The sequence below is a fragment of the Streptomyces sp. NPDC057543 genome, from assembly GCF_042801895.1.
GTDB lineage: Bacteria > Actinomycetota > Actinomycetes > Streptomycetales > Streptomycetaceae > Streptomyces.
The window spans coordinates 1-11,543 of sequence record NZ_JBHVFF010000275.1; the positions used below are offsets into that span (position 1 = coordinate 1).

Sequence of the window (11,543 nt, forward strand, 5' to 3'; positions counted from 1 at the left end):
CCCCGCCGGCGCGCCGTGGTGTGCCCCAGCTCGCCCCCCCGCGGGCCCTGGGCGGTGCGCCGCGCCGGGTGGCGGCACCGCGACCAGTGGGGGCGGGTGTTGAGCCGTACGGCCGCCGCACGCAGGGCGAGGGGCAGCCCGCCGCAGTACCGCGCGATCGCGGCCGCCGCGGCCGGCTCCCGGTTGACCCGTTCCGGGCCCAGCATCCGGGCCAGCAGCCGCACACTGTGGCCGTGCGGCAGGTCCGGCAGCTGCAGAACGCGGGCGCCGAGCGGCGTGCTGAGCCGGCCTCTGCTGGTGATCAGCACCGCGGTGTCCGCGCTGCCCGGCAGCAGCGGCTGCACCTGCTCGTCGTCGACCGCGTCGTCGAGGGTGAGCAGCAGCTGGCGCCCGGCGAGCGCCAGCCGGTAGACCTCGGCGCGCTCATCGGGGTCGGCCGGGAGCCGGTCGGGGTCCGTACCCAGCACGCGCAGCAGCCGGCCCATCACCGCGTGCGGGTCCGCCGACCGGGTGCCGCTGCCGCGCAGCGCCGCGTACAGCTGCCCGTCGGGGAAGGCGGACCGCAGCCGGTGCCCCAGGCGCACGGCCAGCGCGGTCTTGCCGACGCCGCCCCCGCCGACCAGCACGACCGCGGACGGCTGCGAGTCGGTGGGCTGGGTCAGGGTCCGCTGGATCACGTCGAGTTCGCGTTCGCGCCCCGTGAAGTCGGGGAGGTCGAGCGGGAGCATCTGCGGGATGTGCGGGGTGGGCCGGGGGTGGGCGAGGACCTGGAACGTGCCGACGCCGTGCGTGACGGCGCCGTGCGGGTCGCCGCCGCCGCGCTCGGGCGGCGGTGCGGGGTCGGCCGCCTCGCCGCGCAGGATCGTCTCGTACAGCCGCTGCAGCCGCCGCGACGGATCCGTGCCGAGTTCCTTGGCGATCAGCCGGCGCATCGACTGGTAGTACTCGAGGGCGTCGACGCTGCGTCCCTCCAGGTAGAGCGCGAGCATCAGGCGCTCGCAGAGCTGTTCGGAGAGCGGGTCGGTCAGCAGCGCGGCGCGTAGTTCCGCGAGGACGGCGCCGGGGCGCTCGAGGCGGATCTCGGCGTCCGCCCACTGGCTGAGCGCCTCGTGGTGCAGCTGCCGCAGCGTCTCCCGGAGCCGGGCCGCCCAGTCGCTCTGCATGCCGCCGAGCGCGTCGCCCCGCCACATGTGCAGCGCCTGCTGGAGCAGCGTGCTGCGTTCCTGGTTGCCGAGGCCCTGCTGCTGGGCGCTTTTGAGCAGCCGGCGGAACCGTACCAGGTCCACGGTGCCGGGATCGGTCGAGACCTGGTAGCCGGCCGGGGTCCGGACCAGGCCGATCGGCTCGGGCAACTCGGCCGAGGCGCGGGCGAGCGCCCGGCGCAGCCGGGTGATGTAGGTGTGGACGACGTTGCGGACCCCCGCGGGCGGCCGGTCTCCCCATACACGGTCGACGAGGGACTCCAGTGGCACCGGCCGTTCCGGATCGACCAGCAGGACGCCGAGGATGCTGCGTTGACGTGCGGGGCCGAGATCGGCCAGCGCGCTGCCTGTCCAGAGTTCTATCGATCCCAGTATCCGGAGCTCCATCGAAGATCACCCGTATCCCTTCAGTGTCCGGAAAACTAACTCCGGCCGGTGCAGCGCCCCTTGATTTCCGCTCTGCCGCGCCGGCCCCGGTCGGCGGGCAGCGCGCGTCACCCGCCCCGCGAGCGACTCCACGGTGGCGGGTGACGGATGCTGCGTGCTGGGCTTCTGGGCGGGGTGGCGGACTCAGGCCGTCGCCGGCTCCTTGCGCTGCGGGGTGTAGTCGGCGTGGTCGATGGCGCGTTCCCAGACCGCCTCGAACGCCTCCTTGCACCGGCGGATCAGCTTGGGGTCCTCGGAGAACTCGTGCGGGCCCCAGGAGCCGTCGCCGTGGAAGTTCGTCCAGCGCAGCAGGGTGTCGTCGAACACCCAGAAGTCGTTGCCCGGCAGCAGCAGCTCCGAGGCCCGCTGCCGCGGCAGCCAGCGCACCTTCTCGCCGGCGGGCACGTTGACGATCGTGGTGGTCTCCCACTCGTACTGGATGAAGTCGGTCACCGGCTCGGACACGATCCGCGCGCGCCGCCAGTCGATGCCGCGCTTGACCGCCTCCTGCACCAGCTCGACCCAGTCGCTGTGCCGGTCGTACTCGATCGGGAGGCCCTTTTGCCAGTCGACGAAGACCGGGCCCTTGGGGGTGTAGATGTCGCGCATCTCCAGGTGCACGGCGGAGTGCTTGGTTTGCGCGATCAGTTCGGCGAAGGCCGGGAAGTTGCTCGACATGCGAATCTCCAATCCGAGAACAGATCAGGCCGCGGCTGAGTCGTCGGACGACCTTGTGGAGCCGACTTCCAGGCCTTGCCCCCAGTTGAGCGGTCCGGCCTAGAACCGGGCTCGAGGACCGGTCCGGCAGGAGCCGCGCGGCCCTTCTCGCGCTCACCGGACCAGGTGTGCGCACCTCGCCTGCGGGTACTCAGGCCCGCACCGCCGACTCCTGGAAGCCGTCTGTGATGTCCTCGCTGACTATCAGGGCAACGTGAAACGCGCTCATGAGCACCTGGTTCAGGTGGCCGTGGCGGCGGGGGAGAAGCCGCCGGGTCTGACGACGCTGCCCCTACGGCCCGGTCGGCGGACTGCCGCACCTGGTGCGCGTCGACGGCGGCGCCGACTTCCTGTCCAAGACCGTCCGACGGGCCTTCGGCCTGCTGAGGGGTGCCGGTGCACCGGGTACGCAGTGCCCGCCACAAGGGCGGCATCGAGCGGTTGAACCGCACGAGCAAGACGCGCTTCTTCGCCGACCTGCCCCGCTCCACGAAAGCGCGGCCTGGGCCCCCTGAGCTCTCACTGTGCGACCCGGGCACACCGCAGCCCGGGTATGCGGGGTGCGTACCCGGGCTGCGCGGTGGGGCCTTGCGATGGATGGCCCCGGTGTCAGGCCGTGAGGGCCTTGTGGAGTGCGTCGAGGCCGTCGCGGTAGATGCCGGTGAAGAGGTCGGTGACTTCGTCGTCGGTGGCGTTGTCGGGGTTGAAGCGGCCGGACCACTGGACCTCGGCGATGTCGTCGCGGCCGGGGACGGTGTGGACCCGGATGGTGGAGACGTAGCCGTTGACCGGGAACGGGGCCTGGAGGATGGCGTAGCTGTAGTGGCGCTCGGCCTCGTTGAAGTCCACGAGGCGCTCGATGATGACTTCGCCGTCCGGGTTGGTCAGCCGGCGGACGCGGCCGCCTTCGAGCGGGGTGCTCTCGGGGATGTAGGGGAGCCAGTCGGGCAGGGCGTCGAAGCCGCCGATGAGGCTCCAGACCTTGTCGGGGGAGGCGGGCACTATGCGGCTGACGGAGGTGGAAGCCATGATTTTTCTCCTGGATCCTGGTGCTGTGGTGGGGGTTTCGGGGTGGGGGCCAGGCGCCGTGGGGGTCAGGCGCCGTGGGGCAGCGGGGCGGCCGGGCTGACCAGGCCGGCGGTGCGCAGCTCGTGCCAGAACGCGGCCGGGACGGTCTCGTTCAGGGCGGCGATGTCCTCGGCGATCCGGCTCGGGCGGGTGGCGCCGGGGACGGCGGCGGCGGCGACCGGGTGGGCGAGGGAGAACTGGAGGGCGGCGGCCTTGATGGAGACGCCGTGCTTCTGGGCCAGGGCCTTCAGGCGGGAAACCTTCTCGACGATCTCCGGCGGGGCCTGCTGGTACTCGAAGTGGGTGCCGCCGGCGAGGACGCCGGAGCTGTAGGGGCCGCCGACGACCATGTCGACGTTCTGTTCCTGGGCCATCGGGAGCAGGCGCTGGAGGGCGTGCTCGTGGTCGAGGAGGGTGTAGCGGCCGGCGAGGAGGAAGCCGTCCGGCTGCGGCTCGTCGAGGGCGAGGGTCAGCTCGATGGGCTCGGTGCGGTTGACGCCGAGGCCCCAGGCCTTGATGACGCCCTCGTCGCGCAGCCGGGACAGGACGCGGAAGGCTCCGGTGCGGGCCTCCTCGAACTTCTGCAGCCACAGGTCGCCGTGGAAGTCCTGGGCGATGTCGTGGACCCAGACGATGTCGAGCCGGTCGGTGCCGAGTCGCTTGAGGCTGTCCTCGATGGAACGCTCGGTGGCCTCGGCGGTCCACACGTGGAGCATCTTGTTGGGGTTGCCGTGCTCGAACAGGCCGCCCTTCTCGCCGAGGTCGCGGGCGCCCTCCTCCAGTTCGTCGAGGATGACGCGGCCGACCTTGGTCGACAGGACGTAGGCGTCGCGGGGCTTGGTGGACAGGACCTCGCCCAGGCGGGACTCCGAGAGGCCGGCGCCGTAGAACGGGGCGGTGTCGTAGTAGCGGATGCCCTGGTCCCAGGCGGCCTCGACGGTCGCGGCGGCCTCCTCGTCGGGGATCGCGCGGAACATGTTGCCGAGCGGGGCGGTGCCGAAGCCGAGCTTGCCGGGAAGGATTTCCTCGAGGGACATGACGGTGCCTTTTCGATCAGTGGTGCCGGGGTGCGACGGCGTCCCCGGCGCGGGGGTGAGGCATGAGTGAACGGATGCCTTTGCGGTTGGCGGCTCTGCCGGCGGAGTCGTGGCAGTGGATGCACGGTGGCGTCCTGCCGGAGCCAAGGTGTTCGGCGCAGATAAATGCAGAAGCGCCTTACGGGTAAGAACAATAATTGCAGACGCTAGGTAATGCAAGTGGCTGCCACACCGGGGCCGGTCGATCCGGGCTCGGTGTGGCAGGCCCATGAGGCACAGGCCTCCCCTGCCATCACCCTCACCCGACACGAGGGCTTGCAAGCCGAAGGCGTCCGCACGACGACCGCCCGCCCGCGCCGACGATGGCCGCACCGCATCCCGGGGAGAACGCCGCGCGCGTCGCCGAGGCTCCCGGCCGGAGCGCATCCCGGAGAAGGAACCACACCGCCCCTCGCCCAGCAGGAAGGCGCCATGGCGGTCGAGCGCGTCGGCCTTGTCGTCCGCAACGGCCCTGCGCCGGGGCCGTGCTGCCGATCGTGTTGCCGGACGCGTCGGCGTTCACGAGCCGGTCCAGGGCGGTGGGGGCGACGGACATGGCAGACACAACTTTCGAAAGAGCAGCGACGGCGCGGGGCGACGCGCAGGTGGCGCGGAGGTACGGAGTTCGAGTTCGGGCTCGCCCGGGCGGGACCTGCCGTCCACGCCCGCGTCAGCCGTGGCAACCCGGCGGGACGGCGCGGAACGCCGCCCCGTCCGGGCCGGTCGCAAGGGTCAGTTGAGCTCGTCCGGGTGGGGGCCGGTGCGCAGGTCGCGGTCGAGGGTGGCGATGGTGGCCATCTCGTCGTCGGTGAGGGTGAAGTCGAAGACGTCGAGGTTCTCGCGGATGCGGGCGGGCGTCACCGACTTGGGGATGACGACGTTGCCGAGCTGGAGGTGCCAGCGCAGGACGACCTGGGCGGGTGACTTGCCGTGGCGGGCGGCGATCGTGGTGATCGCCTCGTCCTTGAGGACGGCGCCCTGCGCCAGCGGGCTCCACGCCTCGGTGGCGATGCCGTGCTGGGCGTGGACGGCGCGCAGCTCACTCTGCTGGAGGCCGGGGTGCAGCTCGATCTGGTTGACCGCCGGGACCAGCTCGGAGCCGGCGATGAGCCGGTCGAGGTGCGCGGGCTGGAAGTTGGACACGCCCGCGGCGCGGACCCGCCCCTCGGCGACGAGCTTCTCGATGGCCTTCCAGGACTCGCGGTACAGGTCGCGGGCCGGGGTCGGCCAGTGGATCAGGTACAGGTCGAGGTGGTCCAGGCCCAGCTTGGCGAGGCTGGCGTCGAAGGCCCGCAGGGTGGCGTCGTAGCCCTGGTCGGCGTTCCACAGTTTGGTGGTGACGAACAGCTCCTCGCGGGCGATCCCGGAGGCGGCGAGGGCGCGGCCGACGCCGGTCTCGTTGCCGTAGATCGCGGCGGTGTCGATGCTGCGGTAACCGGCCTCCAGGGCGGAGCTCACCGCGGCGGTGGTCCGGTCGTCGGGGACCTGGAAGACGCCGAAGCCGAGCTGAGGGATCTCGACGCCGTTGTTGAGGGTGACGGTGGGGATGACGGACGGTGCCATGGTGCGTGTGGCCTTTCAGACGGTACGGGTCGTACGGGTGGAGAGGGTGTAGCGGACGGTCTGGGCGCCGATGAGACCGTCACGGAAGACGAACGTGTCGACGCCGTCGGTGACCTCGTGGGTGGCGGTGGTGGCGGTCCACTGCAGGAACAGCACGTTTCCGGCGAACCGCGGAGTCAACTGCCAGTCGGCGTCGGGGAGATCGGCCAGGAGACGGCCGATTCCCTCCCGTACGCCCTGGTGGCCCGTCAGGGTTCCCTCAGGGGTGACGAAGACGGCGTCCTCGGTGTAGTTCGCGGTGATCAGGTCGAGGTCCCCGGTGCCGAGCCGCTTCCCGTGGTCGGCGAAGACTTCCTGCGGGGTGCGGGACATCAGGACAGCTCCTCGACGGCCGCGATGGCGAAGCCGTGGTCCTGTTCGGGGGCGCCGCCGCCGACGCCGATGGCGCCGATGAGGTGGCCGTCGCGGTGGACGGGGACGCCGCCGGGGATGAACAGCAGCGGCTTGTCGAGCGCGGTGGGCAGGGAGTGGAACGGCCCCTCGGGCTTGACGAGGTCGACGAGGTCGGCGGTCGGCGCGTCGAGCTGCAGGGCGGTGTAGGCCTTGCGGGTGCTGGTCTCGCCGGAGATCAGCACTGCCCGGTCGTCGCGGCGGAAGGCGAGCAGGTGCCCGCCCGCGTCCAGGACGGTGACGCTCACGGTGACTCCCGCGGCGTCGGCGGCGCGGCGCGCGGCGGTGACGAGGACCTCGGCGTCCTGCGTGGTCATCGGGGCGACGGGGACGGTGGTGCTCATGACGGATTCCTTCGCGGATGGGGGATCGGGTGGGGATCGGATGGGGGATCGGGTGTGGGTGGGAAGGCTCGGGCTGCGGTGGCGCGTCCAGGTCAGTGCAGGACGGTTTCCGGCGTGCTCCGGCGCCCGACGGACCCTGCGACGACGCGTTCGGCGGTGCGGGTACGGCGGTGGAGGCGGGCGGCGAGAAGGGCGAGCAGCAGGGCTGTGCCGGAGAGGATGGCGCCGACCCAGTTGGGGGAGGTGTAGCCGAGGCCCGCGGCGATCACGACACCGCCGAGCCAGGCCGCGAGGGCGTTGCCGAGGTTGAAGGCGCCGATGTTGGCGGCGGATGCCAGGGTCGGAGCGGCCGAGGCCTGGTCGAGCACCCACTTCTGCAGCGGCGGGACGGTCGCGAAGCCGAGGGCGCCGATCAGGGAGAGGGTGATCGCGGCCAGCACCTTGTTGTGGGCGGTTGCGGTGAACAGCAGCAGCGCGGCGGTGAGGGCCGCGAGGGTGGTGAGGAGCATCGGCATGAGCCTGCGGTCGGCGAACTTGCCGCCGAGGAGGTTGCCCAGGAACATGCCGATACCGAAGAGGACGAGCAGCCAGGTCACCGCGCCCTCGGTGTAGCCGGCCACCTCGGTCATCATCGGGGTGATGTAGGTGATGGCGGCGAAGACACCGCCGTAGCCGAGGACGGTCATGGCCATGGCCAGCCACACCTGCACATTGCGGAATGCGGCGAACTCGGTGCGTACGGTCACCGAATCGGGTCGGCCCATCTCGGGCACCAGCTTGGCGACGCCGAGGAAGCCGATGACGCCGAGCGCGGCGACGATGACGAACGTGACGCGCCAGCCGGCGGTCTGGCCGATGTACGTACCGCCGGGGACACCGACGATGTTGGCCACGGTCAGGCCCATGAACATCAGGGAGATGGCCGAGGCCTTCTTCTCCGGAGCGACAAGGCCGGCTGCGACCACGGAACCGATGCCGAAGAACGCGCCGTGCGCCAGGGAGGCCACGATCCGGCCGATGAGCATGACGCCGAAGCTCGGTGCGATGGCGGACAGCGCGTTGCCGATGACGAACAGCGTCATCAGGAACATCAGCATCTTCTTGCGGGACACCTTGGTGCCGAGAACGGTCAGGAGCGGCGCGCCGAACACGACGCCCAGGGCGTAGCCGGAGACCAGCCAGCCGGCGGCCGGGATGGTCACGCCGAAGTCGCCTGCGACCTGGGGCAGCACGCCCATGATCACGAATTCGGTGGTGCCGATCCCGAAGGCCCCGATGGCGAGAGCCAGGAGCGCGAGAGGCATGGGGAGCTACCTTCCAAGTACTTGCGTTGGGCGCTTACGTCACAGGACAATAGTTGCACGCGCTGGATAAGGCAAGCGCGCACTGAAGGAGTGTGCATGTATTGTCGTGTGCAACAATTGAGGGGACGGCCCGAAGAAGGAGCCCCCCGTTGACTGCTACTGCCCCCGCGCTCACCGCCCTGGCTCAGGGCTGGTGCGCGCTGTCTCTGCTGCACGGAAAGATCGAGTCCCACCTCGAACGCGCCCTGCAGGCCGGTCATGGCCTGAGCGTGCGCGAGTACTCGCTCCTCGACGTCCTCGGCCGCCAGCACGACGGGGAGGGCGGACACCTGCAGATGAAGCAGGTCGCCGACTCCGTCGTGCTCAGCCAGAGCGCGACGACCCGCCTGGTCACCCGCCTCGAGGACCGCGGACTCCTGGAGCGCTACCTGTGCCCCACCGACCGGCGCGGGATCTACACCGACGTCACCGAGGCCGGCCTCAAGCTGTTGGGCGAAGCCCGCCCGACGAACGAGGCGGCCCTGCGTGCGGCACTGCAGGAAGCCGCCGAGGACCCCCGGCTGGAACCTCTGGTGCGCACCGTCGAAACCGCGCGGACGCCGGCGCCGATCGCCGAATGAAAGCGATCGACTTCCTGCGGAAGCTGGGCGCGGAACCCGTGACCTACGGCCCCGGACTCGACGACCGTGTCGCACGGCTGGCACCCGAAGGCATCGACGCGGCCCTCGACTTCGTCGGCGCGGACGCCGTGGATACGTCACTGCGCCTGCTCGGGCGACCGGACCGGCTCGCGTCCATCGCCGCCCCCAAGGCTGCCGAGCAGGGCGGCCACTACGTATGGGTCCGCCCGGACTCGGCAGACGTCGCGGCGCTCGCCGGCCTTGCCGAGGCGGGGAAGTCGGCCGTGCACGTCGAACGAGTGCTCCCCCTCGCCGAAGCGGCGCAAGACTGGCGCTCGAACGCCCGGGGACACACGCGCGGCAAGCTCGTGCTGTCCGTGGCGAACGGCTGAGGTGTCCCGGTCGTCGTGTGTGTCCGGCCCCGTCACCGAGGCCGGACACAGGTGAACGGGCCCGGCGCCGAGAAGTCCGTCGGTGCCCGGTGGGCGGCTTCATCGGGGGTGACGTCGGCCGCGGTGACGTGTGGTCGTCGCCGGGGAAGCCGTCACAGGCTTCCCTCACGCGCCGCGTCGAAGTCCGACCACGAGCGTCACCGCACGGGGTCGTGCCACGGAGGTAACGCTCCGTGCCGCGGAACACTGTCCGCGCTGGGCCGGGTGCGGGACGGTCATCTCCGCGAGCAGCAGCGCCACGTCCACGGCCTGCGTCCCGCCCGGACACAGCACCGCCGCGAGGGATGGGCGCGGCGGCCGGGACCGTTTGTCTACGGGTGGGAGGTCTGCGGGGTCACGGCGAGGCGGGGCGCGCGGTCGAGGTCGGCGAGCAGACGTTCGGCGTCGGTCATCAGTGATCCGTACACGTGCCAGGCGCCCGGCTCGGTCAGTGTGCCCCGCTCGATCTCGCCGGTCATCATCGTGTGCCACGCGGCGGCGTCGTCGATGGCCCGGCGCAGTCGCTCGCGGGCGTCGTCCTCGGCCGGACCCTCGGCCGGGCCGGGGGTGGCGAAGCACGTCACCGCCCCACCCGCCGCATCCAGGGTCGCCGCGTAGCGGTCGAGGAACATCTGCCCCAGGCGGTGATCGTCGACGGCGTCGGCCAGCGTCCGGGCGATGCCGCGGACCTGGAAGGTGATCCGGTGCAAAGCCCGCAGGGCCTCGCCGTGGCCCGACAGCTCGCGTCGTCCGCGTACGACGACGCACCGAGTGTTCCAGCGCAGGCTCTCCTGACTCTCACGGACGTCCTCGTGCGCCCGCACCGCCAGGTCCTCCAGGCGTCTGCCCTTCTCCAGCCAGGTGTGCGCACGGTCGGCGTGTTGCCGTTCCCTCAGCCCGCGGCCCATGTCGACGAGCAGCTCCCCCATGGCCACGGCCAGACCGCGTACCGCGGAGTCGGAGGCGCTCAGGTGCACGGGCGGCAGGACGACGGCGTTCACCGCGATCCCCACCGCCGCTCCGGTCAGCGTCGCAAGGGTCAGCGCGACCACATGGCCCACGGGAACGGCCGTCGCCGCGGCCAGGGCCAGCACCGCCGTCGAGGCGACCTGCAGACGGCCGTCCGACCCCCGCCGCCCGGCCACGACCAGCGCGATCGCCGGGATGACGGCGGCGCTCCCCGCAGCCGGGCCCAGCAGCCACATGACGGCCACGGCCACCGCCAGCCCGGCCGCCCGGGCGCCCACGCTGCGCAGCGCCTGCGTCACCGACCGATAGACGGTGGGGGCGCTGACCATGGCCAGCGCGGTGGCCACGGCGAGATACCGCTGCTCCCGCGGCAACCACCACGAAGCGGCCTGCCAGGCCAGGAGGGTCGCGATCAGGACCTTGGCCGTCCGTACCACTGCCGGCCGTATCGTCGCGGACCGTATCGCCGCAAGCCATACCGACCGGACGACTCGCGGCGGCCACCAGGCCCGACCCGCGTTCCGCCACCACACGGCGACGGCCTGACCTCGCGCGAGGACGTGTGCTGTCATGCTTTCGGCTCCTGCTTCATCCTTCATCCGCGACGGCGCTGCGCCGCTCATCCGATCGGCAGCCGCCGACGCCCCCTGTTCGCGGAGCGCTCGGCGGCCTTGAGGCCCTGCGGCCCGGAACGGTGATGCCCTTGCCGCGACGATGGGCTGTCGTACGACAGCGGCCCCGGCACGATGCGGTCCCGGTGCAGGGAGTCCGGTGCAGTCTCGGGCGGAGGAGTCTCACCCGGGCCCGGTCCTCGCGGCGGGTACGTTCAGGACGCCCCGTTCAGGAACCGGTCGAGGTGGCTGTCCAGGTCCAGTGCCTCGGCCTCCTGGGCGGCGGGCACCAGCTGGTAGGTGCGCAGCAGCCAATGCTTGAGGGCCGGGAGCGGAGTGATGAGGTGGGCGGAGCCGCCAGGAGAAGTCAGGAGAAGGTGCAGGAGGGCATTTGGGCCGGCCCCGGTGGGTTGTACCCGCACGTCGCCCTCTCCGCTGGGTGCCAGCATTCCCCGGGCGAGCAGCTCGCGTGAGATGACCCAGAGTACGGGGCCTCGGACGAGGTCATGGAAGAGGAACTCCACCACCAGCGGGTCCTGCGACCTGTACAGCAGGTGGGCTGGTACCGGGAGCCGTGCGCCCAGGGGCGACACGAGCTCCATGTCGAGCATGTGGTCTACGCAAGTGATCATGGCTTTGTGTTGGTTCGGGGGCCGGGGCGGCGCCTGGGCTCTGGTGGCGGTGATTGCGGGGCCTTCGCGCGGGGCGCGGGGGCGGCATGCGGTGTCATGGCCGTTGCTGTCCCTTGAGCGGCCATGACAC

The 11,543-nt window shown here is 71.5% G+C and carries 12 protein-coding genes; 2 read left to right on the forward strand and 10 right to left on the reverse strand.

The genetic code is table 11. The features are described 5' to 3' along the window. The 8 genes from ACFU8Q_RS32915 to ACFU8Q_RS32950 all read right to left on the reverse strand — a co-directional run. The coding region (locus ACFU8Q_RS32915; RefSeq protein ID WP_384461191.1) for a BTAD domain-containing putative transcriptional regulator at positions 1-1,589 on the reverse strand (1,589 nt) is incomplete at its 3' end. A 183-nt stretch (positions 1,590-1,772) separates the two neighbouring features. After that, positions 1,773-2,306, reverse strand: coding sequence for a DUF6879 family protein (locus ACFU8Q_RS32920; RefSeq protein WP_384461194.1), 534 nt, complete (start codon positions 2,304-2,306; stop codon positions 1,773-1,775). Between the two features lie 648 nt (positions 2,307-2,954). After that, positions 2,955-3,374, reverse strand: a complete 420-nt coding sequence (locus tag ACFU8Q_RS32925; protein WP_384461196.1) for an SRPBCC family protein — start codon at positions 3,372-3,374, stop codon at positions 2,955-2,957. A 65-nt stretch (positions 3,375-3,439) separates the two neighbouring features. Then, a complete protein-coding gene (locus ACFU8Q_RS32930) occupies positions 3,440-4,450 on the reverse strand; it encodes an aldo/keto reductase (protein ID WP_384461199.1) in 1,011 nt (336 codons plus the stop codon). A gap of 771 nt (positions 4,451-5,221) precedes the next feature. After that, a complete protein-coding gene (locus tag ACFU8Q_RS32935; protein ID WP_384461203.1) occupies positions 5,222-6,052 on the reverse strand; it encodes an aldo/keto reductase in 831 nt (276 codons plus the stop codon). Positions 6,053-6,067: 15 nt separating this feature from the next. Then, on the reverse strand, positions 6,068-6,424 hold the full coding sequence (locus ACFU8Q_RS32940; RefSeq protein WP_382298194.1) for a nuclear transport factor 2 family protein: 357 nt from the start codon (positions 6,422-6,424) through the stop codon (positions 6,068-6,070). Beyond that, the gene (locus ACFU8Q_RS32945) at positions 6,424-6,846 is read right to left on the reverse strand and encodes a heme-binding protein (protein WP_384461206.1); all 423 of its coding nucleotides are present in this window, start codon (positions 6,844-6,846) and stop codon (positions 6,424-6,426) included. The genes ACFU8Q_RS32940 and ACFU8Q_RS32945 overlap by 1 nt, the downstream gene beginning before the upstream one ends. A gap of 92 nt (positions 6,847-6,938) precedes the next feature. Continuing rightward, a complete protein-coding gene (locus ACFU8Q_RS32950; RefSeq protein ID WP_384461209.1) occupies positions 6,939-8,150 on the reverse strand; it encodes an MFS transporter in 1,212 nt (403 codons plus the stop codon). Positions 8,151-8,299: 149 nt separating this feature from the next. Here ACFU8Q_RS32950 and ACFU8Q_RS32955 point away from each other — a divergent pair, with 149 nt between their 5' ends. Continuing rightward, positions 8,300-8,770: a MarR family winged helix-turn-helix transcriptional regulator gene (locus ACFU8Q_RS32955; RefSeq protein WP_384461211.1), complete on the forward strand. Its 471-nt coding sequence runs from the start codon at positions 8,300-8,302 to the stop codon at positions 8,768-8,770. Beyond that, positions 8,767-9,162 carry a zinc-binding dehydrogenase gene (locus ACFU8Q_RS32960; RefSeq protein ID WP_384461214.1) on the forward strand — a complete coding sequence of 132 codons (396 nt, stop codon included), beginning with the start codon at positions 8,767-8,769 and terminating at the stop codon, positions 9,160-9,162. The genes ACFU8Q_RS32955 and ACFU8Q_RS32960 overlap by 4 nt, the downstream gene beginning before the upstream one ends. Positions 9,163-9,533: 371 nt before the next feature. On the opposite strand, the gene ACFU8Q_RS32965 is transcribed toward ACFU8Q_RS32960, so the two are convergent. Next, entirely contained in the window at positions 9,534-10,742 is a 1,209-nt protein-coding gene (locus tag ACFU8Q_RS32965) for a hypothetical protein (protein WP_384461217.1), read from the reverse strand. A 254-nt stretch (positions 10,743-10,996) separates the two neighbouring features. After that, a complete protein-coding gene (locus tag ACFU8Q_RS32970) occupies positions 10,997-11,413 on the reverse strand; it encodes an SsgA family sporulation/cell division regulator (RefSeq protein WP_384461220.1) in 417 nt (138 codons plus the stop codon). Positions 11,414-11,543: the final 130 nt, after the last annotated feature.

Coding starts and splice junctions, on each gene's coding strand:
- ACFU8Q_RS32930 (WP_384461199.1), bottom strand. CDS start 4,450: ATGTCCCTCGAGGAAATCCTTCCCGGCAAGCTCGGCTTCGGCACCGCC.
- ACFU8Q_RS32920 (WP_384461194.1), bottom strand. CDS start 2,306: ATGTCGAGCAACTTCCCGGCCTTCGCCGAACTGATCGCGCAAACCAAG.
- ACFU8Q_RS32965 (WP_384461217.1), bottom strand. CDS start 10,742: ATGACAGCACACGTCCTCGCGCGAGGTCAGGCCGTCGCCGTGTGGTGG.
- ACFU8Q_RS32960 (WP_384461214.1), top strand. CDS start 8,767: ATGAAAGCGATCGACTTCCTGCGGAAGCTGGGCGCGGAACCCGTGACC.
- ACFU8Q_RS32935 (WP_384461203.1), bottom strand. CDS start 6,052: ATGGCACCGTCCGTCATCCCCACCGTCACCCTCAACAACGGCGTCGAG.
- ACFU8Q_RS32950 (WP_384461209.1), bottom strand. CDS start 8,150: ATGCCTCTCGCGCTCCTGGCTCTCGCCATCGGGGCCTTCGGGATCGGC.
- ACFU8Q_RS32925 (WP_384461196.1), bottom strand. CDS start 3,374: ATGGCTTCCACCTCCGTCAGCCGCATAGTGCCCGCCTCCCCCGACAAG.
- ACFU8Q_RS32940 (WP_382298194.1), bottom strand. CDS start 6,424: ATGTCCCGCACCCCGCAGGAAGTCTTCGCCGACCACGGGAAGCGGCTC.
- ACFU8Q_RS32945 (WP_384461206.1), bottom strand. CDS start 6,846: ATGAGCACCACCGTCCCCGTCGCCCCGATGACCACGCAGGACGCCGAG.
- ACFU8Q_RS32970 (WP_384461220.1), bottom strand. CDS start 11,413: ATGATCACTTGCGTAGACCACATGCTCGACATGGAGCTCGTGTCGCCC.